The organism is Sphingomonas cellulosilytica, from assembly GCF_052321755.1.
In the GTDB taxonomy this organism is placed as follows: Bacteria; Pseudomonadota; Alphaproteobacteria; order Sphingomonadales; family Sphingomonadaceae; genus Sphingomonas.
Window position 1 is genome coordinate 60564 of the sequence record NZ_JBQRTT010000005.1, and the last position, 22937, is coordinate 83500.

The 22937-nt window shown below is 67.9% G+C and carries 21 protein-coding genes; 11 read left to right on the top strand and 10 right to left on the bottom strand.

All coding sequences use genetic code 11. The features are described 5' to 3' along the window. Positions 1–56 precede the first annotated feature (56 nt). From metC to ACTZQ5_RS09780, 3 genes are all read right to left on the bottom strand, one after another. The gene (metC, locus tag ACTZQ5_RS09770; RefSeq protein ID WP_443584992.1) at positions 57–1256 is read right to left on the bottom strand and encodes a cystathionine beta-lyase; all 1200 of its coding nucleotides are present in this window, start codon (positions 1254–1256) and stop codon (positions 57–59) included. Beyond that, positions 1246–2109 carry a 3-mercaptopyruvate sulfurtransferase gene (gene sseA / locus ACTZQ5_RS09775; protein WP_443584993.1) on the bottom strand — a complete coding sequence of 288 codons (864 nt, stop codon included), beginning with the start codon at positions 2107–2109 and terminating at the stop codon, positions 1246–1248. Before sseA ends, metC begins: the two co-directional genes overlap by 11 nt. Positions 2110–2171: 62 nt before the next feature. Then, positions 2172–3716, bottom strand: a complete 1545-nt coding sequence (locus ACTZQ5_RS09780; RefSeq protein ID WP_443584994.1) for a cryptochrome/photolyase family protein — start codon at positions 3714–3716, stop codon at positions 2172–2174. Positions 3717–3745: 29 nt separating this feature from the next. Here ACTZQ5_RS09780 and queF point away from each other — a divergent pair, with 29 nt between their 5' ends. From queF to ACTZQ5_RS09795, 3 genes are all read left to right on the top strand, one after another. Then, entirely contained in the window at positions 3746–4192 is a 447-nt protein-coding gene (gene queF, locus ACTZQ5_RS09785) for a preQ(1) synthase (protein WP_443584995.1), read from the top strand. Positions 4193–4316: 124 nt separating this feature from the next. Beyond that, a complete protein-coding gene (locus tag ACTZQ5_RS09790) occupies positions 4317–6590 on the top strand; it encodes a glycosyltransferase family 4 protein (RefSeq protein WP_443584996.1) in 2274 nt (757 codons plus the stop codon). A gap of 51 nt (positions 6591–6641) precedes the next feature. Then, entirely contained in the window at positions 6642–7922 is a 1281-nt protein-coding gene (locus ACTZQ5_RS09795) for a glycoside hydrolase family 130 protein (RefSeq protein ID WP_443584997.1), read from the top strand. 50 nt (positions 7923–7972) lie between these two features. Here the strand turns inward: ACTZQ5_RS09795 and ACTZQ5_RS09800 are convergent, their stop codons facing one another. From ACTZQ5_RS09800 to ACTZQ5_RS09810, 3 genes are all read right to left on the bottom strand, one after another. After that, a complete protein-coding gene (locus tag ACTZQ5_RS09800; RefSeq protein WP_443584998.1) occupies positions 7973–8848 on the bottom strand; it encodes an FRG domain-containing protein in 876 nt (291 codons plus the stop codon). Positions 8849–9034: 186 nt separating this feature from the next. Beyond that, positions 9035–9220 carry a hypothetical protein gene (locus ACTZQ5_RS09805; protein WP_443584999.1) on the bottom strand — a complete coding sequence of 62 codons (186 nt, stop codon included), beginning with the start codon at positions 9218–9220 and terminating at the stop codon, positions 9035–9037. 135 nt (positions 9221–9355) lie between these two features. Continuing rightward, a complete protein-coding gene (locus ACTZQ5_RS09810) occupies positions 9356–11323 on the bottom strand; it encodes an OPT family oligopeptide transporter (protein ID WP_443585000.1) in 1968 nt (655 codons plus the stop codon). A gap of 138 nt (positions 11324–11461) precedes the next feature. On the opposite strand from ACTZQ5_RS09810, the gene ACTZQ5_RS09815 reads away from it, so the two are divergent. After that, positions 11462–12757, top strand: a complete 1296-nt coding sequence (locus ACTZQ5_RS09815; RefSeq protein ID WP_443585001.1) for a homoserine dehydrogenase — start codon at positions 11462–11464, stop codon at positions 12755–12757. A gap of 175 nt (positions 12758–12932) precedes the next feature. Here the strand turns inward: ACTZQ5_RS09815 and ACTZQ5_RS09820 are convergent, their stop codons facing one another. From ACTZQ5_RS09820 to ACTZQ5_RS09835, 4 genes are read right to left on the bottom strand one after another with little or no spacing between them, the layout of a single operon-like run. After that, entirely contained in the window at positions 12933–13493 is a 561-nt protein-coding gene (locus tag ACTZQ5_RS09820; protein ID WP_443585002.1) for a hypothetical protein, read from the bottom strand. After that, the gene (locus ACTZQ5_RS09825; protein WP_443585003.1) at positions 13490–13837 is read right to left on the bottom strand and encodes a hypothetical protein; all 348 of its coding nucleotides are present in this window, start codon (positions 13835–13837) and stop codon (positions 13490–13492) included. The genes ACTZQ5_RS09820 and ACTZQ5_RS09825 overlap by 4 nt, the downstream gene beginning before the upstream one ends. 57 nt (positions 13838–13894) lie before the next feature. Next, a complete protein-coding gene (locus ACTZQ5_RS09830; RefSeq protein WP_443585004.1) occupies positions 13895–14326 on the bottom strand; it encodes a CoA-binding protein in 432 nt (143 codons plus the stop codon). 17 nt (positions 14327–14343) lie between these two features. Beyond that, positions 14344–15159: an Mrp/NBP35 family ATP-binding protein gene (locus ACTZQ5_RS09835; protein ID WP_443585005.1), complete on the bottom strand. Its 816-nt coding sequence runs from the start codon at positions 15157–15159 to the stop codon at positions 14344–14346. Between the two features lie 243 nt (positions 15160–15402). Here ACTZQ5_RS09835 and hflK point away from each other — a divergent pair, with 243 nt between their 5' ends. The 7 genes from hflK to ACTZQ5_RS09870 all read left to right on the top strand — a co-directional run bounded on the left by hflK (position 15403) and on the right by ACTZQ5_RS09870 (position 22933). Further along, positions 15403–16542 (top strand): FtsH protease activity modulator HflK, encoded by a 1140-nt coding sequence (gene hflK, locus ACTZQ5_RS09840; protein ID WP_443585006.1) that lies wholly within the window; start codon positions 15403–15405, stop codon positions 16540–16542. Positions 16543–16574: 32 nt separating this feature from the next. Beyond that, positions 16575–17414, top strand: a complete 840-nt coding sequence (gene hflC, locus ACTZQ5_RS09845) for a protease modulator HflC (RefSeq protein ID WP_443585175.1) — start codon at positions 16575–16577, stop codon at positions 17412–17414. Positions 17415–17529: 115 nt separating this feature from the next. Next, positions 17530–19083, top strand: coding sequence for a Do family serine endopeptidase (locus tag ACTZQ5_RS09850; protein ID WP_443585007.1), 1554 nt, complete (start codon positions 17530–17532; stop codon positions 19081–19083). After that, complete coding sequence (locus tag ACTZQ5_RS09855) at positions 19046–20893, top strand: helicase HerA-like domain-containing protein (RefSeq protein ID WP_443585008.1); 1848 nt, start codon at positions 19046–19048, stop codon at positions 20891–20893. Before ACTZQ5_RS09850 ends, ACTZQ5_RS09855 begins: the two co-directional genes overlap by 38 nt. Positions 20894–20927: 34 nt before the next feature. Next, positions 20928–21224: a hypothetical protein gene (locus ACTZQ5_RS09860; protein ID WP_443585009.1), complete on the top strand. Its 297-nt coding sequence runs from the start codon at positions 20928–20930 to the stop codon at positions 21222–21224. Next, complete coding sequence (locus tag ACTZQ5_RS09865) at positions 21205–21714, top strand: hypothetical protein (protein WP_443585010.1); 510 nt, start codon at positions 21205–21207, stop codon at positions 21712–21714. The genes ACTZQ5_RS09860 and ACTZQ5_RS09865 overlap by 20 nt, the downstream gene beginning before the upstream one ends. A 4-nt stretch (positions 21715–21718) precedes the next feature. Then, positions 21719–22933 (top strand): M20 metallopeptidase family protein, encoded by a 1215-nt coding sequence (locus ACTZQ5_RS09870; protein WP_443585011.1) that lies wholly within the window; start codon positions 21719–21721, stop codon positions 22931–22933. Positions 22934–22937: the final 4 nt, after the last annotated feature.

Below are 22937 nucleotides of genomic sequence, written 5' to 3' on the forward strand. Positions count from 1 at the left end.
GCTAACCTCCCCCTCCGACCACCTGCCGCGGCTACCTCCCTTTGGCGGGGGTGGAATCAGGCGGCTCGGAACGCCGCCAGGCCCTGCTCCAGGTCGGCGATCAGGTCGCCGGTGTCCTCCAGCCCGATCTGCAACCGCACCATCGGCCCGGCATAGTCGTGCCTAGTCGCCGTCCTGATCCGCGCCGGATCGGCGGGGATGGCGAGGCTTTCGAACCCGCCCCAGCTATAGCCGATGCCGAACAGGTCGAGCGCGTCGATCAGCGCCGCCCGCGCCGCCTCGCCGCCGCCGTTCAGAACGAAGGAGAAGAGCCCGCTCGATCCCTTGAAGTCGCGCGCCCAATATTCGTGGCCGGGGCAGGAGGGGAGTGCCGGGTGCAGCACCTGCGCCACCTCCGGCCGATCCTGCAACCAGCGCGCGATCGCGAGGGCGCTGCGCTGGTGCTGGTCCAGCCGGATCGCCATCGTGCGCAGGCCGCGACTGCCCAGCCAGCTGTCGTCGGGCGAGGCGACCTGCCCGAGCTGGAAGCTCATGTCGCGCAACGGCACGAAATGGCCCGGCGCGGCGGTGACCGATCCCAGCATCACGTCCGAATGGCCGACGACATATTTGGTCGCGGCAAGGATGGTGAGATCGATGCCCTTCTCGATCGCCGGGAAGAACAGCGGCGTCGCCCAGGTATTGTCGAGCAGGGTCGTCAGCCCATGCGCTTTGGCGACCGCGACGATGGCGGGCACGTCCTGCACCTCGAAGGTGAGGCTGCCGGGGCTTTCGAGGAAGATCGCCCTGGTCGCCGGCCCGATCAGGTCGGCGATGCCGGCACCGATCAGCGGATCGTAGAAGCGCGTGGTGATGCCGAACCGCTTCAACAGCTGCATCGCCTGCCCCCGCGTCGGATCGTAGGCGCTGTCGACCAGCAGCAGTTCGTCGCCCGGTGACAGGACGGAGAGCAGCGCCGCCGCGATCGCCGCGACGCCGGAGGGGTAGAGGAAGGTCGCCTCGGCCCCCGGCTCCAGGCTGGTCAGCGCGTCGGCGAGGCTCCACTGCGTCGGCGTGCCGCGGCGCCCGTAATAGAGGCGGTGATGCGTGTCGGGGCGGGCGTTGGCACGCAGATCGGCGATGCTGTCGTAGAGAATCGTCGAGGCGCGCCAGACCGGCGGGTTAACGATCCCGCCGGTCCATTCGGGGCGGCGACCGGCCTGGACGACGCGGGTGGCGTCGGCCAGCGGCCGGTCGGGCTTGGTGTCATGCGTCAACGGTTTCGCGGGCTCCCATGGCCTTGGGCGTCGAGCGATCCGCTCCCCATTCCGACCAGCTGCCGTCATAGATCGGCATCGCCTTGCCGACCAGATGCGCACCGAACGCAAGCACCGCGGCGGTGATCCCCGACCCGCAGGTGGCGACCATCGGCCGGTCGAGGTCGACGCCGGCGTCGGCGAAGGCGCGGCGCAGCGTATCGCCCGTCTTCCACGTGCCGTCGGCGTTGAACAGCGCGCCCTGCGGCAGGTTGCGCGACCCCGGGATATGGCCGGCATGCGTCGCCGGACGCGGATCGGGCTCGTCGCCGTCGAAGCGGGCCTTCGAACGGGCATCGACCACCTGTTCGGCCTTGCTGTCGACGTTCGCCTTCATCTGGTCGAGCGTGCGGACATTCTTGGTATCCGCCCACACCGTGAAGTGGCGGTGGCGCAGGCTTTCCTTGCCGCTCGCCGTTCCGCGCCCCTCCGCCTGCCATTTGGCGAGGCCGCCGTCGAGGATCGCGACATCGTGCGCGCCGAAGGTCCGCAGCATCCACCATGCCCGCGCCGCGGTATGGTGCGGCGAATTGTCGTAGAGGACGATGCGGCTGCCGTCGCCGAGGCCCAGGCTCTGCATGCGGCTGGCGAACTTCTCCGCGCTCGGCAGCATCATCGGCAGGTCGCTGTCCGTGTCGCGCAGGTCGCCGAGGTTCATGAACACCGCGCCGGGTATATGCGCCGCCTCATATTCGGCGGCGGCATCGCGCGGTGCCTCACCGGGAAAATTGGCGAAATAGGTGGCATCGACGATCCTGAGATCGCTTGCGCCGTGTTGCTCGGCCAGCCATTCGGTCGTCACCAACGCGTCCATCACTCTCTCCATACGTTTCCACGTGTTAGCCGGGCTACGACTGGGGAGGAGTGCCCGAAGCCTCAATAGCCATCTTCTGCTGCGTTGTCGAGCCCCCGCAAGAAAGTTGCGGCTTGCGACCGCGTTTCCTTGCGAGATTGCGCGGATTGGCGCGACCACGTACGATATGGCATGCGCAACCGCATGTTGTCGCCCAGCTTGCCCTCGTGGCGCGCGAGGAAGTCCCAATAGAGCGCGTTGAACGGACAGGCATCCTCGCCGACGCGCTGCTTCACGTCGTATCGGCAATGGCCGCAGTAATCGCTCATGCGGTCGATATAGGCGCCGGAGGACACGTACGGCTTCGATCCCAGCAGCCCGCCGTCGCCGAACTGGCTCATGCCCAATGTGTTGGGCAATTCCACCCATTCGTAGGCATCGACGTACACCTCCAGATACCAGCGGTGCACCTCGGCGGGGTCGGCGCCGATCAGCAAGGCGAAGTTTCCGGTCACCATCAGCCGCTGGATATGATGCGCATGCGCGGTGGCGAGCGTCTGGCCGATCGATTCCTTCAGGCAATGCATGTCGGTATCGCCGGTCCAGTACCAGCCGGGCAGCTTGCGGTCGTGGCGCAGGAAGTTGCGGGTCACATAGTCCGGCCCTTCGCGCCAATAGATGCCGCGCATATATTCGCGCCAGCCGATGATCTGGCGGATATAGCCCTCGACGGAATTGAGCGGCGCGCGGCCGGCGCGATATTCCGCCTCCGCCCGCCGGCACAGGTCGACCGGATCGAGCAGCCCCGAATTGATGTATGGCGACAGGATCGAATGCCACAGGAAGCGTTCGCCGGTCAGCATCGCATCTTCGTAATCGCCGAACTGCGGCAGCGCCTTGGCGAGGAAATACGCCGCCTGTTTCTCCGCATCCGCGGCGGTGACCGCATAGGCGAACCCGTCGAGGCTGCCGGGATGATCGGCGAAGCGGGTCGCGACCAGCTCGAGCACCTCGTGCGTCAGGGCATCCGGCGGGAAGGCATGCGGGCGCGGCATGAACAGGTCGTTCTTCGCCGGCTTGCGGTTTTCCTTGTCGAAGTTCCAGCGATCGCCGACCGGCTTGGCGCCGTCCATCAGCAGGCCGGTCTTGCGCCGCATCTCGCGATAGAAATACTCCATCGTCAGCTGCTTGCGGCCATCGGCCCAGGCATCGAACTCGGCGTGGCTGGCAAGGAAGCGGTCATCGGCGCGGATATCGACGGGGATGCCGAACAGCGTTTCCCAGCCCTCCAGCATCGCCGCGACGCGCCATTCGCCCGCTTCGGTGACGACGATGCGACCCGGCGCATGGCGCTGCACGGCGCGGGCGATCTCTCCGGTGAAGCTGCCGCTGTTGTCGGGATCGTCGAGCCGGACATAGTCCACGCTCCAGCCGGCCTGCGCCAGCGCCTCGGCATGATGGCGCATCGCCGACAGGATATAGGCGATCTTCTGCTTGTGATGGCGGACGTAGGTCGTCTCCTCGGCGACCTCCATCATCAGCACCATCGTTTCGGCGGGATCGGCATCGCGCAGCGACGACAGCGACAGGCTGAGCTGATCGCCCAGAACGGGAACGAGCGTTTTCATCCGGTGTGCGACGTCCTACATGGCCGGGCATGACCCCCAAGCACCTCGGCCAGACCAGCCAGCTGCCCGCCTCTCCCGAAGAGGCGGTGCTCGATTATGTTCCCAACCCCCGCATCGGCACCACCTATCTGGTGCGCTTCGCGGTGCCGGAATTCACCTCGCTGTGCCCCGTCACCGGCCAGCCCGATTTCGCGCACCTCGTCCTCGACTATGTGCCGGGCGAGACGATCGTCGAATCGAAGTCGCTGAAGCTGTTCCTCGGCGCGTTCCGCAACCATGCCGCCTTCCACGAGGATTGCACGGTCGGCATCGGCCAGCGCCTGTTCGACGAGATGAAGCCGCGCTGGCTGCGCATCGGTGGCTATTGGTATCCCCGCGGCGGCATTCCGATCGACGTCTTTTGGCAATCGAGCGTACCGCCCGCGGACCTGTGGTTGCCCGATCAGGGCGTTGCACCATACCGCGGCCGCGGTTGATCCAGATCAGCCCGATCGCGCCGGTTGCGGTGCAACATCAATGCAACCTTTTCCCTGATGGGCTGTTCATCCGCTGGTAAGATTGTGGCCCTGCCGCAATGTTGCACCAGCGAAGGACAACGGCATGGGTACGACGGCGGTAAACGGCGGTAGCATCGAACATCTCGCGATGATCGGTAACTTCCTGCCGCGCCAGTGCGGCCTCGCGACCTTCACGACCGACGTATGGCAGGCGATGCGCGATCGCTTTCCGGACGTGCAGGTCGACGTCTATGCGATGGACGATCATCCCGGCCGCTACGCCTATCCCCCCGCGGTGACCGGCAGCATCCCCCAGCATGAGCTGGCGGGATACCTGTCGACGGCCCGCGCGATCGAGGCGAGCGGTGCGCAGGCGATCTGGGTGCAGCACGAATATGGCATCTACGGCGGGCCGGCGGGCGAACACCTGCTGGCGCTGCTCGATCGCACCACGCTGCCGGTGATCGTGACGCTCCACACCGTGCTCGAAAAGCCGAACGCCGACGAGCGCCGCGTGCTCGAGGGGCTGCTGCGCCGCGCCGCCAAGGTGGTCGTGATGGCCGAGCGCGGTCGCGATATCCTGCGCCGCGTCTATGGCGCCAATCCGCGCCAGATCGCGATGATCCCGCACGGCGTTCCCGATCGTCCCTTCGTCGATCCCGAGACGCTGAAGCCGCGCTTCGGCTGGCAGGGGCGCGACGTCGTGCTGACCTTCGGCCTGCTCGCCCCCGGCAAGGGGATCGAGACGATCATCGAGGCGCTGCCCGCCGTCGTCGAGCGCCATCCGGACATGCTCTACGTCGTGCTGGGCGCGACCCATCCCAATCTCGTCGCGCACGAGGGCGAGGCATATCGCGACCGGTTGAAGGCGCTGGCCGAGACGCTGGGCGTCGGTGGCAACGTCGCCTTCATCGACGGGTTCGTCGAGCATGACGAGCTGCTCGACTATCTCCAAGCGGCGGATATCTATGCGACGCCGTATCTCAACCCGGCGCAGATCACGTCGGGCACGCTGTCCTACGCGGTCGGCGTCGGCAAGGCGGTCATCTCCACCCCCTATGTGCATGCGACCGAGATCCTGGCCGATGGCCACGGCGTGCTCGTCGATTTCCGCGATGTCGCCGCGTTCAGCCGTGAGATCGACCGGCTGCTGTCGAGCGCGCGTGATCGGTCGCGGCTCGCACAGCGGGCCTATGACCGCGGCCGCACGATGATCTGGCCGCGCCTCGCCGAGGCGGCGCTCCATGAAACCGAGGTCGCCGTGGCCGCCCGCCCCAGGCGGATTACCCAGAATCAACAGGCGGTTCGCGCATTGAAACCCAATTTTGCCGCGGTCGAGCGGATGAGCGATGCCACCGGCATGCTCCAGCATTCGATCTATTCGGTGCCCGATCGTCGCCACGGCTATTGCATCGACGACAATGCCCGTGCGCTGATGCTGATGAGCGCGATGGACGATCTCGATCCCGTCGAGCGCGACAAGTGGACGACCATCTACGCCTCGTTCATGCAATATGCCTGGAACCCGGATGCGCGCCGTTTCCGCAACTTCATGAACTTCGACCGGACGTGGTGCGAGGACGTGGGGTCGGAGGATTCGAACGGCCGCGCGATCTGGGCTCTCGGCGTCACCGCGCGCGACGGCAAGGACCCCAAGCACCGCGACTGGGCGCGCGCGATGTTCGATGCCACCGCCAGCATGGCGCTCGATCTCGGCTCGCTGCGCGCGCAATCCTTCGCGATGCTCGGCGCGGCAGCGATGTTGCAGGCATCGCCCGGCCACGACCTTGCGCGGTCCATCCTGGAGCGGTTCCCCGACGACCAGCTGGCGCTGCTCGCCGAGGCGCGCCGGCCGGAATGGCAGTGGTTCGAGATCGTGCTCGCCTATGACAACGCGCGCCTGCCGCAGGCGCTGATCGTCGCCGGCAGCGCGCTGGGGCGCAAGGACCTGATCGATTGCGGCCTCCAGACGCTCGACTGGATCGTCGCCAAGCAGACCTCGCCCGAGGGGCGTTTCCGCGCGGTCGGCACCGAAAGCTTCCATCGCCCCTATGCCGAGCCCTTGCAGTTCGACCAGCAGCCGCTGGAGGCGCAGGCGACCGTCGATGCCTGCATCGCCGCCTATGAGGCGACGGGCGAGGCACGCTGGGTGGCGGAGGCGGAGCGCGCCTATGCCTGGTATCTCGGCCAGAACGATCTCGACCTGCCGCTCGCCAGCCCGGCCGACGGCGGCTGTTTCGACGGCCTGATGCCGACGGGGCTCAACCGCAATCAGGGCGCCGAGTCGATTTTGGCGCTGCAACTCGCCTCATGTGCGATTTCGGGGCTTTCAAAGTCTGCCCAAGGCGTGGCAGGGACATCGCGCGCCGTCGCCTGATTGCAACAGCGACGGCCTCGTAGACGACCGACCGACGAGGCTTCAACCGCGATGGACCTGTTCAACCACCGCTTGCGGCTTCATGCCGATCCGTCCCGTGTCGTCGTCCGGCCGTTCCACATCGCGTGGGGCGGCAAGGGCGGCGCACCCAACCGTACCGAACGCCTGGTGGGCGAGGTGCTGGAGATGTCCGCCGAAGAGGCGCGCGACCAGCTGGAGAGCGTGCTCAAGGATTTCGAGGCGCGGCACTGGCAGACGCGCCGCGTCTTCATGACCCGCTACGAAGAGATCGAGGAACTGCTGGGCCTCGACGGGCGCGACATCGGCGATGAGAAGCGGCAGCTGATCGGCGCCTATTTTTGTCACGAATACAGCTATGCCGCCGCGGCGCTGATGAACCCCAGCGCGGTGCCGCATTTCGATCAGACCGGCATGCCCGAAGGATCGATGCGCATCCTGATGAGCCTGCGATCGGTGGGTGAGGGGCACATCTCGTCCGTCGCTTTCCGCGAAGGCATCATCACGCAGGGCAACGAGCTGAAGCTCGCGCCCGAGCCGCCCTTCGCCACCGCGACCGACGTGATCGGCGAGGGCGAGGAGATCCCGGAAGGGCCGGTCACCGTATGGCGGCATCGCGATTCGACGCTGTCGGGCACCGTCATCTTCCCGATCACCCAGGCCCAGTCCAAGGGGCTGGAGGACCTGCGCATCGTCCACTTCCGTCACGACGACGGCAGCTACGAATGGATCGGCACCTACACCGCCTACAACGGCTCGGTGATCCAGTCGGAATTGATGCGCACCCGCGACTTCCGCGCGTTCGACCTGGTGCCGATGTCCGGCCCCGCCGCCCGCAACAAGGGCATGGCGCTGTTCCCGCGCAAGGTCGCCGGGCAATATATGATGATCGGCCGGCAGGACGGCGAAAACCTGTTCCTGCTCAAATCGGACAGCCTCGAACATTGGGACGAGGGCGAGAAGATCCTCACCCCCGTCTTCCCTTGGGAACTGGTCCAGATCGGCAATTGCGGCCCGCCCATCGAGCTGGAGGAAGGCTGGCTGCTGCTGACCCACGGCGTCGGCGCGATGCGCAAATATTCGATCGGCGCCGCGCTGCTCGACAAGGACGATCCTTCGAAGGTGATCGGCCGGACGCGCGAACCGATCCTGGCCGCCAAGGACCAGGACCGCGAAGGCTATGTGCCCAACGTCGTCTACAGCTGCGGCGCGATCCGCCATGGCGACACGCTGTTCCTGCCCTATGGCATCGCGGACAGCTCGGTCGGCTTCGCCTTCGTCAAGATCGGGGACCTGCTCGCCGCGATGGTGTGATCGAAGGACCGAGCGGCGGGTGGATCGCTGATGATCCCCCGCCGCGTCGCTTAATTGGAATACCGTGCCTCGATCCGCTGCGCCGCTTTGTCGATCTCGGGAAACAATGTGCTCTCGTTGATGCCGAGCAAGTCCAGGGCCTGACGGAGCGGTTCCTTGCAGTCGGCGGGGATGACGAAGCGGGTTTCCTTGATCGTCCATCCGAACTTGATGTCACTCGGCGGGATCAGCCCATGGATAATGAAGCCGCCGGCCTGTGACAGGATGCGGCGGTTGCTCATCTTGGGGTGGACGTAGAATGGCTTGAACAGGTCGATCGGATGGATCGCAGGTTCGAAATGCGGCTTTTCGACGCGCACGAACTGTTGTAGCCGATGGTAGACGCGCTCTTGGTTGACCCGCGCGATCTCGTCGTTCCGATGCGTGCCGCGAGCGCGGACGGCGCGAAGATCGATGATCTCCTGCTTTTCGGCCTTGGTAAGGTTGGCGAGGTTCGCCACGCAGCTGACGGAATCGCTGTCGTAATATTTCTCGCGATCGGCAGGAATGGCAAAGGCGGTGACGACGCCATCGGTGGGATGGTCGTCTGCCCCCGGATGGGTCGCGAAGAAGAGCGCGACCAACGGATTGCGCGACACATCCATCAACCGCGTCGGCAGTCCGAAATGCTGCATGCGCACCAGCCGGTCGAACATCGTCGCGTCATTTGCGAATTCGGCCGGATGCACGCTGATGAGGTCGCGCGTCGCCCGGTTCTCATGCTCCTCCAATCGGCTACGATCCGGCCGGAACAATCCGGGAATATTGGCCCAGGAAGCATCCCGCTGTCCACGATAGCAATTGAACAAGGGTTCGCTTGCCGCATAGTCGGACACTTGGCGGATGAAGTCGACGAGGGTGGTAGGATGCGCCGTAATGATGGTCACGATGATCTTTCGATTCGAGATCGGGATAGATGACGTCCGTCATCTGCCGCCTGCGTATCGATGGCGCCGTTGCCAAAGCGTTACCGGACCATCCGAACCGGCAGCATCCCTTTGTCGGCGCAATGGCCGCGTGTCGCGTAACTCAAACCCGATGGGCGTCTCGTCATGTGCTTCGACGTGACGCGGTCAATTCCGTATCTGCGGCGGCGACGTCGTGTCCTTGGCTGATACTGGCGGGATCTGCGACAACCGGGTCAGCAGCAGGGGAATGTCTTCGGTGATGAAGGTATCGGTGGGCACCGAGAGGCTCGCCCTGAGGGCGTTGCTGACGGCGGCCAGCCGGTCGTGCTGGTGTGGTGCGGACGCTGTCACGAGGGAACCCTTACGCTTACGGCAAACCCGGCAGTCACCGGCCGGGGGGGGGATGGCGGGATGACTACCGGGTTCGTGTTGCAGAACGGCGAACGGCCCTGCGTGTTCCGCCTGCGATGAACGGTTGGTCGCGTTTCAGGCGGCCGCCGAACGCCGCGTGTAGCGATACAGGGCAGCGACGAGGGCGAGGAACGCGATGGTGCCCCCGATCAGCGCGAACCGCTCGAACCCCGCCGGTGCGATCGCCAGCGGCGCGTCCGAATTGGTGACGTAGACGATCACCGCGAAGGCGACGCCCCACAGGCTCTCGCCGACGATCATGCCGGTCGCGGTCAGCACGCCCATGCGCTTGGCGAACTCCACGTCGCGCTGCCGCTCCGCCCAGCGATCGTACACCGCGCCGATCACCGCGCCGATCACCACCGGCAGCGTCACCGCCATCGGCAGGTAGACGCCGAGGCCGATGCCGAGCGGCGGCAGGCGCAGCCGGCCTAGCCGGCCGAGCGTTTCGTCGATCGCGATCACCACGATGCCGATCAGCGCCCCGTAACCGATCATCGCCCAGTTGAGGTCGCCGCCCAGCACGCCCTTGGCCAGCGCGGAGATCAGCGCCGCCTGCGGCGCGGCTAGCGCATTCGGCCCGGCGCCTGGCGCGCCCTGGAAGCCGAGCGTCGTCGCCAGCAGTTCCAGCACCGGCGGCACCACCAGGCTGCCGAAGATCACGCCGAAGATCAGCGCCACCTGCTGCTTCCACGGCGTGGCGCCGACCAGCTGTCCGGTCTTGAGATCCTGAAGGTTGTCGTTGGAGATGGTGGCGACGCCGAAGACGATGCCGGTGACGATCAGCGCATAGGCGACCAGCGCCTGCGTCGTATCGGGTCCCGCACCACGCCCAAACAACCCGACCAGCATCAGGCTCGCGGCCAGCACAGAGAGGATGCCGATCCCCGACACCGGGCTGTTCGACGCGCCGATCAGCCCGGCCATATAGCCGCACACCGCCGCGATCACGAGGCCGAGGACCAGGACGAAGACGAGCGCGCCCAGGATCAGAACCACCGCCGATCCCGCCAGCGGCCCGCCCGCGATCACAGACCAGAGCAGCCCGGCGATCGGCACCAGCGTCAACAGGCTGACGACCAGCACGATGCCGATCGACAGGTCGCGTTCGCCGAGTTCCAGCACCGCACCGCCGCGCTTCGCCCGGCTCGCCGCGATCGACGAGCGGATGCCGGCCAGCACCGGCCCGATGATCTTGATGAGCGTCCAGATCGCCGCGACGCCGATCACGCCCGCACCGAGGAAGCGCACGTCGGTGCGGAACACGCCGCCCGCCCAATCCTCGATGCCGACGCCCGCGGCGGCGGGGGAGAGGCCGGTCAGTAGCGGGAGCGCGATCCACCAGCCGATGACTACGCCGGCGAACATGGCAAGGCCCACGGACAGGCCGACGAGATGCCCCGCGCCGATCAACGCAAAGGACAGCCCGCCCGAGATGCCCGTCGCGCCCGCGCCGACGCGGAAGAATTGCGCCGCCTCCGCCACCACCAGCTTGGTCTGGGTGAACACCGCGAACCCAGCCGATACCAGGGCGTTGACGACGATCAGCCGCAGCCCCTTGCCGCTTTCCGCCTCGCCCGCGCGGCTGCCGGCGCCGACCATCAGCACCTCGGCGGCGGCACGCCCTTCGGGATAGGGCAGGTCGGTATCGACCACCAGCGCCCGGCGCAGCGGCACGGAGAACATCACGCCCAGGATGCCGCCGGTCATCGTGATGCCGGCGGTGAGCAGATAGGGAAAGCCCTGCCACCAGCCGATCATGACCAGGCCGGGCAGCACGAAGATGATCGCCGCCAGCGTGCCCGCCGCCGATGCCACGGTCTGCACGATGTTGTTCTCGAGGATCGTCGCGCCCGGCAGGTAGCGCAGGATCGCCATCGAGATGACCGCGGCCGGGATGGACGTGGCAAAGGTCAGCCCGACCTTCAGGCCCAGATAGACGTTGGCCGCGGTGAACAGAAGCGTGATGAGCCCGCCGAGCAGCACGCCGCGGACGGTCAGTTCGGCGACGGGTGCGATCGGCGAACGGGGGGCGGTGGCCATGACGTGGGAAACTTTCGGGCGAAGGAACTGCCGCGCGGTTGTGCACGCCGCATCGCCCTCGGGCAATGGCCGCGGCCGTCGGCGAAACAAAGCTGCGCCGGGTCGACAGGCTAGGCGCCTTTCCGCTAGGCGGCGGGGATGAACGACACCATTCCATTGCGCGTCGCCCTGGCCGGGCTCGGTACGGTCGGCGGCGGCGTCATCCGTCTGCTCGATGCGAACCGCGACCTCATCACCCGGCGCGCGGGGCGCCCGATCGAGGTCGTCGCGGTTTCGGCGCGCGATCGCTCCAAGGATCGCGGCATCGATCTGTCCCGCTTCGCCTGGGTCGACGACACGCGCGAACTCGCCGGCCATGACGCGGCGGACGTGGTGGTGGAGCTGATCGGCGGTTCCGACGGACCCGCTCTGACGCTGGCCCGCGCGACGCTGGCGGCGGGCAAGGGCTTCGTCACCGCCAACAAGGCGATGCTGGCGCATCACGGCCTCGCCCTGGCGCAGGCGGCGGAGGCGGCCGGCGCGCCGCTCAAGTTCGAAGCGGCGGTCGCCGGCGGCATCCCGGTCATCAAGGGCCTGCGCGAAGGTGCCGCCGCCAATGCGATCGGCCGCGTCTACGGCATCCTCAACGGCACCTGCAATTTCATCCTCTCCAAGATGGAAGCCGAAGGCCGCGACTTCGCCGAGGTGCTCGCCGAGGCGCAGGCGCTCGGCTATGCCGAGGCGGATCCCAGCTTCGATATCGACGGCGTCGACGCCGCGCACAAGCTGTCGATCCTCGCCAGCATCGCCTTCGGCACGCAGCCCGCGTTCGCGGACGTTTCGGCCACCGGCGTGCGCCACGTCATCGCCGCCGATATCGCAGAGGCGGCGGCGCTGGGATACAAGGTGCGGCTGGTCGGCGTCGCGGAAGCGGGGCCGGGCGGGCTGTTCCAGCGCGTGCATCCGCACCTCGTTCCGATCGACCATCCGCTGGCGCACGTCACCGGATCGCTCAACGCCGTCGTCGCCGAGGGTAATTTCGTCGGGCGCCTATTCTTCCAGGGCGCAGGCGCGGGCGACGGCCCGACCGCAAGCGCGGTGGTCGCCGACCTCATCGACATCGCGCGCGGCGAATTCGGGCCGCCCTATGCGATGCCGGCCGCCGCGCTTGCCGCCGAGCCCAAGGCGGACAGCGGCGAACGGCGGGGCCGCGCCTATCTGCGCTTCACCGTTGAGGACAAGGTCGGCGTGCTGGCCGAGATCGCGGCGGCGATGCGCGATGCCGGCGTGTCGATCGAAAGCCTCATCCAGCGCGGCGTCACCGACGACGGCAGCGCGATCGTCGCGATCGTCACGCACGAAGGCCCCGAACGCTGCGTCGCGCAGGCGCTGGAGAAGCTGCGCGGCTCGCAGAGCCTCGCCGGCCAGCCGCTATGGATGCACATCCTGGGGTGAACGCCGTGGGTCTTGCCACTCCCGCGGGAGCGGGACCGAGGGCATGACGATGGAGCCCGTTGGTGCTGGGCCTGTCGAAGCACGGGTGAGACTCAGCCGCTTCGACGGGCTTGGCGCGAACCGTCCATGGTCATGTCGTCGCAAGGCGATAGGGTAACGCCAGCCACGCCGCCGCTCAGGGCTTTGCTGCGGGCTCCGGGGCGGTGACCGCTGCGGGCTCCGGCACTGCCGGCACGATCCGCCCGGCCGGCCCCGGGTCGTCGAGCGCGATCGGTACGCGGCCCGCGGTGTCCACCGGTTTGCCCGGTCCCTTCTTCATCGCGCGGGCGGCATCGCGGACGAGCGACAGCGGGTTGGTCGCGTCGCTGCCTTCGCAACACTCGCTGTTGGGATTGACCAGTTTCTGCACCACCCGCACCAGCATCGTCGGCGGCCCGAGGACGTTGAAGCCGACCTGGCATCCGCCGAGACGCGCCGCGCACGGCGGCGCCTGGAGCGCCAGCGCCGTGCCCGCGGACAGGTCGCGATTCGCACCGCGGCCGACGGGCGGGCCGTCGAACTGGTTCTGGTCCCTGCGGCCGCAGACGACGATCTCGCCGCTCGCCGCGCGCGTCTCGCACGACATGATCGACCAGCTCTGGCTGCCGTCGGGGCGGGTCTGCACCGGCTCGGGCTTGGCAGCAGCCGGTTCGGCCGCCGCCGTCGCAGCTTGCAGGGCCAGGGCGAGGAGGATCACGGCGCCAGCGGCCGCTTGGTGACGCCGGTGAGGCCGCTCCTGGTGCTCATCGTCGCGCCCGCCATGCCGCCGCCGACCAGGAAGGGGCTCAGCTCCTTCACCGGGTTGGTGCGGTTGAGCAGGCGGTCGCGCTCCACGATCACCGCCTCGTAGCGCGGGTCGCCTTCGTCATGGACGATGAACGGCACGCGAAACTTGTCCGCCTGCCGCCGCCCGCACACGGTGATGTCGGTCGCGTTGGGATTGGAATGGCAACGCTCGCCCGCGATCAGGGCGGAGGATCGCGCCACCAGCGTGGCGGCATCCTCGGCAGGCGCGGCAAGCAACAGCAGCAGGGCGAGCATCGGAACGGACTCCGGATGGCCGGTGATGCCCCGGTGTCCGCCAATTCCCCCCGAAGATCAAGCGGCGATCGGTGCGACCCCCAGCCGCGGGATCTCGATCGCGGGACAGCGATCCATGACCACTTTCAAGCCTGCGGCTTCCGCCCGTGCGGCAGCGGCCTGATCGATCACGCCCAATTGCATCCAGACCGCTTTGGCGCCGATCGCGATCGCCTGGTCGACCACCGCGCCTGCCGCCTCCGATCGGCGGAAGATGTCGACGATATCAACGGGATCGCCCAGCTGGTCGAGTTCGCGGAAGACGAATTCGCCATGGATGTGCTCGCCGGTGATCTGCGGATTGACCGGGATCACGCGATAGCCGTGCCGTTGCAGCCGCGCCATTACACCATAGGAGGGGCGGTCCGGCCGGTCGGATGCGCCGACCAGCGCGATCGTCCGCGCGCCTTCCAGCAGCGCCTTGATATCGGCATCGGCGGTCAGCGGCATGCGTGTCTCCCTCGCGTCTATCCGTTCGCGCGCAGCCAGTCGTCGACCTGCGCGGCAATGGAGTGGAACGCGGCCCCGTCGGCGCCGTTCCCCGCCGCCGGCGGCTGCCCGGCATCCGAGGCGGTGCGGATGCCGATCGCCAGCGGCACCCGGCCCAGGAAGGGCAGGCCGAGCCGCGTCGCCGTCGCCTCCGCACCGCCCTGACCGAACGGGTCGGATACGACGCCGCAATGCGGGCAGGCATAGCCCGCCATATTCTCGACCAGCCCGATCACGGGGATGCCCGCCTTGTCGAACAGGTCGATCGCCCGCGTCGCGTCGATCAGCGCCAGGTCCTGCGGCGTCGACACGATCACCGCGCCGGCCGGCTTGTGCTTCTGCACCATGGTCAGCTGCACGTCGCCGGTGCCCGGCGGCAGGTCCAGCACCAGCGTGTCGGTCGCCCCCCAATCCGCCTCGACCAGCTGGGTGAGCGCGCCCGCCACCATCGGCCCGCGCCAGGCGAGTGCGCGGCCGTCCGCCACCAGCTGCCCCATCGACAGCATCGGCACACCATAGGGGGTGGCGACCGGATCGAGCACCTTGTCCTTCGCGGTCGGCCGCTGGTCCTCCGCCGCCATCAGTCGTGGCTGCGACGGGCCGTAGATGTCGGCATCGACCAGCCCGACCCGCCGCCCGCGCGCCTTCAACGCAATGGCGAGATTGGCGGCGAGCGTCGACTTGCCGACCCCGCCCTTGCCGCTCGCCACCGCGATGAGCCGGCGCTGCACCCGCTCGGCGGTGACGACCACGCGGACTTCGCCCGGCCAGCTCTCCGCCGCGGCGGTGCGCACCGCCCCCTCCCTCCACCCCCACGTCCCACACCCCCGCCTCCAGCGCATCGCGCTCCGCCCCGCCGAGCCCGGTGGCGTCCAGCACGATGCCGGCGCGCTGGCCCTCGAATCGCACCGTCGCGCGGGTTCCGGCGGCGGCGCGGATGCGCGCGATCGTAACGTCTTGTGTCATGGCGAGGCAGATAGGCGCACGGCCGCGGCTTGCCACTGTTTTTCCGCGGACGCCTTCCTATAAGGGGAGGCATGAGCATCCTGCCGGGCCGCAAGGCGCGCCCTCCCATCCTCGCAGCCGAACCACCGAAGAGCCCGTGGGGGCAGGGCGACGACGCCGGCGGCTCGGGCGGCGGCCCGCGCAATCCCTGGTCGCTGCCGCCCGGCGGTCGCAAGCCCGGCGCGAAGCCCACGGCGCTCGATGATTTCCTGCGCAAGGCGCGGGGCGGTGGCGGCGGGGGTGGCGGCTTCAACGGCCTGCCCGGCGCGCCCAACGCACGGGCGCTGTGGCTGATCGGCGCGGGCATCATCCTGCTCGTCTGGATCCTCTACACCTCGATCCACCCGATCGCGCCGCAGGAGCGCGGGGTTGTGACCTATCTCGGCCGCTATTCGGGTACGCTCGACCCGGGCATCGCGATGACGCTGCCCGCGCCGATCGCGCGCGTGGTGAAGGTCGACGTGCAGAACATCCGCATCGAGAATTTCCCGGAGAGCGGCAGCGAGAACCTGATGCTGACGCGCGATCAGAACATCATCGATCTCGCCTATGCGGTGCGCTGGAAAATTTCGAGCCCGCAGAACTACGTCTTCCAGATCGACAAGCCGCGCGACACCGTGCGCGCCACGGCCGAGAGCGTGATGCGCGAGGTCGTGGCCAACGTCACGCTCGATTCCGCCCTGGGGCCGGGCCGCGCGGAGATCGAGAACCAGGCGCAGGAGCGGATGCAGAAGGTGCTGGACGATTACAAGTCGGGCATCGTCATCGTCGGCGTCGGCATCAAGCAGGCCGATCCGCCCGCCCGCGTCAACGATGCGTTCAAGGACGTCACCGCCGCCCAGCAGGACGCGCAGGGCGCCCGCAACCAGGCGCAATCCTACGCCAAGCAGGTGATCGCCCGCGCCGAGGGCGAGGCGTCGCAGTTCGACAAGGTGTACGAACAGTACAGGCTTGCCCCCGAAGTGACGCGCCGCCGCATGTATTACGAGACCATGGAGGCCGTGCTGGCCAAGTCCGACAAGACCATCGTCGAGCCGACCGGCGTGGTGCCCTACCTGCCGATGGGGCCGACGCGGCGCCTGCCCGATGCGGCCACCGCCCAGTCCGCCCAGCCGGAGCCGGCCCAGTCCGCCCCAGCACAGTCTGCCCCGGTACAGGGAGGCGGCCAGTGAAGGGGCTCTGGAAACACCCGATCGCGATCGGGATGGCGGCACTGATCTTCGTCATCCTGCTCGCCGCGACGGTGACGATCGTGCCGGAGACGCAGCAGGTGGTGATCCTGCGCTTCGAACAGCCGGTGCGCACGGTGAACGCGTGGAAGCCGAACCAGCGCTTCGGCGACACGGGCGCGGGGCCGATCCTGCGCATCCCGTTCATCGACCGGCTGGTGTGGCTCAACAAGCGCGTGCTCGACGTCGATTACGACAACCAGCAGGTCCTCTCGTCCGACCAGCTGAGGCTCGAGGTCGATGCCTATGCCCGCTTCCGCATCGTCGATCCGCTGAAGGCGGTGAACGCCACCGGCAGCACCTCGCAGACCGAGGCCCGGATCACCGAGCAATTGCGCCCGCTGCTCGGCAGCTCGATCCGCAACGAGCTGGGCAACCAGCCGTTCGCGACGCTGCTCAGTCCGGAACGCGACCAGGTGATGGACAATATCCAGGCCCGCCTGCAGCGGCTCGCCAGCCAATATGGCGTGCAGATCGTCGACGTGCGCATCAAGCACGCCGACCTGCCCGACGGCAGCCCGCTCGACCGCGCGCTCGCCCGCATGGCCACCGCGCGCCAGCAGCAGGCGATCACCATCCGCGCGCAGGGGCAGAAGGACGCGCAGATCATCCGCGGCGAGGCCGACGCCCAGGCGGCGCGCATCTACGCGGCCAGCTTCACCAAGGATGCCGATTTCTACGACTTCTACCGCGCGATGCAGTCGTACCGTCACACCTTCGGCGCGGATGGCGGCACGCCGCCGACCGGATCGACGTCGATCATTCTGTCGCCCAACAACAGTTACTTGCGCGAGTTCGAAGGGCGGGGGCGTTGATCGGGGGCAGCACCGCCCCCAGTTTTCCCGTTCATGAACATTCAAGCGGCGTTCAGGCGTTTGGGTCCAATAAGGCACCAATATTGAACGTCACCAACGAGAGGAATCTCCCCTAGTGCGCTACGCCTACGCCATCACCAGTGCGCTCCTTCTGGGCGGCGCGACCGCCACGCTGGCCCTCCAGCCGAGCGCCGCACAGCAGGCGCAGAACGAACCGGGCGCGATCCAGGCGAGCGCACCGCGCGCCGGCGCACCGATGAGCTTTGCCGACATGGTGGCAAAGCTGCAGCCGGCGGTGGTCAACATTTCGACCAAGCAGACGATCGTGCAGCGCCAGCCCGCCAACCCGTTCTCCGGCACGCCGTTCGGCGAGCTGTTCGGCGGCATGGGTGGCCAGGGCGGCGCGCCGGTGAAGCGCGAGGGGCAGTCGCTGGGTTCGGGCTTCCTCATTTCCCCGGACGGCTATGTGGTGACCAACAACCACGTCATCGCGCCGGGTGCGGAAGGGGCGACGGTCAACTCGATCACCGTCACCCTCTCCAACAACAAGGAATATACCGCCAAGGTCATCGGCAAGGACCAGGATTCGGACCTCGCGCTGCTCAAGATCGACGCGGCCGGCCTGCCCTTCGTGAAGTGGGGCGATTCGAGCCGCGCGCGCGTCGGCGACTGGGTGCTGGCGATCGGCGAGCCCTTCGGCCTCGGCGGCACCGTCACGGCGGGCATCATCTCGGCGATCAACCGCGTCACCGGTCAGGGTGGCGCCTACGACCAGTTCATCCAGACCGACGCCTCGATCAACCAGGGCAATTCGGGCGGCCCGATGTTCGACCTCAACGGCAATGTGATCGGCGTCAATTCGCAGATCTTCAGCCAGTCGGGCGGCAATATCGGCATCGGCTTCGCCATTCCCGCGGCGACCGCCAAGCCGATCATCGAGACGTTCATGAAGGGCGGCAAGATCACCCGCGGTTATATCGGCGTGTCGATCGGCGGCGGCGTCAACGACGATGCCGCGGCAGCACTCGGTATCCCCAAGAACCAGGGCGAACTGATCGCACGGGTCGAGCCCAACGGCCCGGCCGCAAAGGGTGGTCTGCGCGCCGGCGACGTGGTGACGAAGATCAACGGTCAGCAGGTTACCCCCGACCAGACGCTGACTCGCCTCGTCTCGAACCTGCAACCGGGAACGACGGCGCGGTTCGAGGTGCTGCGTAACGGGCAGCCGGTGTCGCTCACCGTGCAGGTGGCGACGCGCCCGTCGAATGACCAGCTCCGCGCGCTGGCCAACGGCGGCGAGGATTCGGGTGGCTTCGGTCCGAACGACGGGCAGGACGACGGCAGCGACGACGGCGATGGCGTGACGCAGGGATCGACCGCACCGCTCGGCATCACCGTGCAGGCGCTTACTCCCGGCATCGCCCGCGCGATCGGCGTCGATACCTCGGTGCAGGGCGTCGTCATCGCGACGGTCGACCAGTCGAGCGATGCGAATGGCAAGCTGCGGCGTACGGACGTGATCCAGGCGGTCAACGGCGTGCCCGTCCGCACCGCGGCCGACTTCGCGCGGGTCGTGGCACAGGCGAAGGCGGCGGGCCGTCCGCAGGTCCTGCTGCTCGTCCAGCGCGGCCGTGGCGCACCGGCTTTCCTGGCCGTCAAGGTCAAGTAGGCCTCGCTATATCGGCAGGCAGGGGCCGTCGCTCACCGGAGCGGCGGCCCTTTCCTTTTGGCGGCGCCGTGCGCTACAGAATCCGGCGTTCGGCCGGAGCGTTGGATTAGCCGGGTTTGACGCGCGATGCTCTGATGTAGGGCATCGGGCGAAGCGCAGGGAGTGGCGGATGACGGACGGCATCTTCATCGGCGCCAGCGTGGGGCAGGATGGCGGCAAGCCCCAGCTGCTCGACCTGCGCCGCGCCAATCGCCACGGCCTGATCGCCGGAGCCACCGGCACCGGCAAGACGGTGACCTTGCAGGGGATCATCGAAGGCTTCAGCCGCGCCGGCGTGCCGAGTTTCGTCGCCGACGTGAAGGGCGACCTGTCCGGCCTCGCTATGGCGGGCTCGCCCCAGGCCAAGACGCACGCGGCCTTCGCCGCGCGCGCGGCCGAGATCGGCGACACCGACTGGGCCTATGCCGACAATCCGGTGCAATTCTGGGACCTGTACGGCGAACAGGGCCATCCCATCCGCACCACGGTGAGCGAGATGGGGCCGCTGCTGCTCAGCCGGCTGATGGATCTCAACGAGGTGCAGGAAGGGGTGATGACCATCGCCTTCCACGTCGCCGACAAGGACGGGCTGCTGCTGCTGGACCTCGACGATCTGCAGGCGATGCTCGCGCATTGCGCGACGCGTGCCGACGAGCTGACGACCACCTACGGCAACGTCTCCAAACAATCGATCGGCGCCATCCAGCGCGCTCTGCTCCAGCTGCGCACGCAGGGCGGCGACCATTTCTTCGGCGAGCCCGCGCTGGAAATCGACGACCTCATCCGCACCGACGATCGCGGCCGCGGCATCGTCAACCTGCTCGCCGCCGACAAGCTGATGGCGGCCCCCAAGCTCTACAGCACCTTCCTCCTCTGGCTGATGAGCGAATTGTTCGAGCATCTGCCCGAGGTCGGCGATCCCGACAAACCCAGGCTCGTCTTCTTCTTCGACGAAGCGCACCTCCTCTTCGACGACGCGCCCAAGGCGCTGCTCGACAAGATCGAGCAGGTCGTGCGGCTGATCCGTTCGAAGGGCGTCGGCATCTATTTCATCACCCAGAACCCGATCGACGTGCCCGACACGGTGGCGGGGCAGCTCGGCAATCGGGTCCAGCATGCGCTGCGCGCCTTCACGCCGCGCGACCAGGCGGCGGTACGCTCGGCGGCGGAGACGTTCCGCGCCAATCCCGGTGTCGACGTCGCGACCGCAATCACCGAGTTGAAGGTCGGCGAGGCGCTGGTGTCGCTGCTCCAGGCGGACGGATCGCCGTCCCCGGTCGAGCGGACGCTCATCAGGCCGCCCGCCAGCCGCGTCGGCCCGATCACCCCGCAGGAACGCGCGGTGATGATCGACACCGACGCGGTCGGCGCCAAGTACGACACCGCCATCGACCGTGAATCGGCCGAGGAGATTCTTGCCGCCAAGACGCAGGAGGCCGCCGCCTCCGCCGCAGCCGCCCGCGCAGCCGATGATGCGGAAAAGGCGGCGGCGATCCAGGCGAAGGATGACGCCCGGACTGCAAAGGAGGCAGCCCGCGTCGCCGCCGCTGAGGCCAAGGCGAAGGCCGCGGCGGATCGCGAGGCGGCGAACTCGCCCTGGGCCAAGGCGATGACCTCCGCCACCCGCGCCGCCAGCTCGTCGATCGGGCGGCAGGTGGCGAACGAGATCGGCAAGCAGGTGTTCGGCACCGGCTCGCGACGCGCATCGTCCGGCGGCGGCCTGGTCGGCACGGTGCTGCGCAACGTACTCGGCGGCCTGATGCGGCGGTGATTGCGGGGCGGTGGCGATCCTGTAGAATGGCGATATGGCCGATCTAAACGAGATCAAGCGTATCGCCCGCATCGCGGCGCAGGCGACGATGCCCGGCACCGATATCGTCGATATCGACGTGCAATCGGACCTGTCCGTGGACGGGGAGGATATGGTCAGGATCCGGCTCGTCGTGCCGGACGATCAGGCGAACCATCTCGACTTCGCCAACCTGTTCACCGCCATCGTGCAGATCAAGGACGACGTGCGCCGCACGGGAGACGATCGCCGGACCAGCGTCAGCTACATCACGCCGACCGAATTGACCTACCATGCCGATCCTGAGGATTGACCACCTTCTTGACCAGGCCGATGGCCTGATCGTTGCGGCGAGGGGGCGGCCGCGCCAGGCGGATTTACGCCGCGCCATATCCTCGGCCTATTACGCAGTCTTCCATGCCGTCATCACGGCCGCGGCGGATGAGTTCGTCGGCGCCGTACAGCGCGGCACGCGGGAACACGCCCTGACGATGCGCTCGATCGACCATCGAACGATCAAGGCGTGCTGCTTGGAAATCGTCAAGACCTCGCCGACGCGGGCCTATCTGCCGTATCTGCCCGGCGGAGGGTTTTCGGCCCCGGTGCTTGGCTTCGCGAATGTCTTTCCTGATCTGCAGGACCAGCGGCATGGCGCCGACTACGACAGCCTGTCCAGCTATGTAACCGCAGATGCCCGCACCATGATCGCCACGGCGCGGGGCGCGATATCGAGTTTGGTGGCCGCTCCCCCTGCGGACCGTCGCGCGTTTTTGTTCATGATCCTCTTTCCTCCGAAACGGTAAGCCTATGTCCCTCGACGACCACAGCATGATCGATTGGACCGCGGCCGGTGAGGCCGAACTGGACGGCGTCGTCGCGCTGCGCCGCGCGATCCATGCCGAACCGGAGATCGGCCTCCACTGTCCCGGCACCACGGCCAAGATCAAGGCGGCGCTCGCCGGCCTGCCGCTCGAATTCCACGAAGGCGCCTCCACCACCGGCCTCGTCGCGATCCTGCGCGGACAGCAGGGGGGCAATGGCCGCACCGTGCTGCTGCGCGGCGACATGGACGCGCTGCCGATGCAGGAAGAGACGGGGCTGCCCTTCGCCAGCACCATTCCCGGCCGCATGCACGCCTGCGGCCATGATTCGCACACGGCGATGCTGGTCGGTGCCGCCAAGGCCTTGTGCGCGCGGGTCGATACGCTGCCCGGCACCGTCGTCTTCATGTTCCAGCCGGGGGAGGAGGGGCATCACGGCGCCCGCTTCATGATCGACGACGGCCTGTTGCGCATCGCCGCGCCGGACGCGGCCTTCGCGCTGCACATCACGCCCAACGCGCCGGCCGGGGTCGTCATCACCCGGCCGGGGTCGATCATGGCCTCGGCCAACACGGTGCGCATCACCGTGCGCGGTGCCGGCGGCCATGCGGCGATGCCGCAGGATTGCATCGATCCGGTGCCGGTCGCCTGCGAGATCGTCACCGCGCTCCAGACCTTCGTCGCACGCCGGATCGCCGTCACCGATCCCGCGGTGCTGTCGATCACCAAGATCGAGGCGGGCTCGGCGCACAACATCATTCCCGATGCCGTGGCGATGCTCGGCACGCTGCGCACCCTGTCGGAGGCGACGCGCGAGACGATGCACGCCGCGATCCGGCGAGTGGCGGAGCATGTCGCCATCGCCCACGGCGCCAGCGCGGAGGTGACGATCGACAGCGGCTATCCGGTGACCGTCAACGATCCCCGCGGCGCCGCGCTGGTCGAGGCGGTAGCCGGCGATCTCGGCGCCCGCTTCGCGCCCATGCCGCAGCCGATGATGGGCGCGGAGGATTTCTCCTATGTGCTGCGCGAGTTTCCCGGCGCCTTCGCCTTTCTCGGCGTCGCGCCCGCGGGCAGCGACCCCGCCACCAATCCGCCGCTGCACAACACCCGCATGACGATCGAGGAATCGGTCATGGCGCAGGGCGTCGCGTTGCACTGCGCGGTCGCGACGCGTTATCTCGAACGCGGCTTCGACTGAGGAT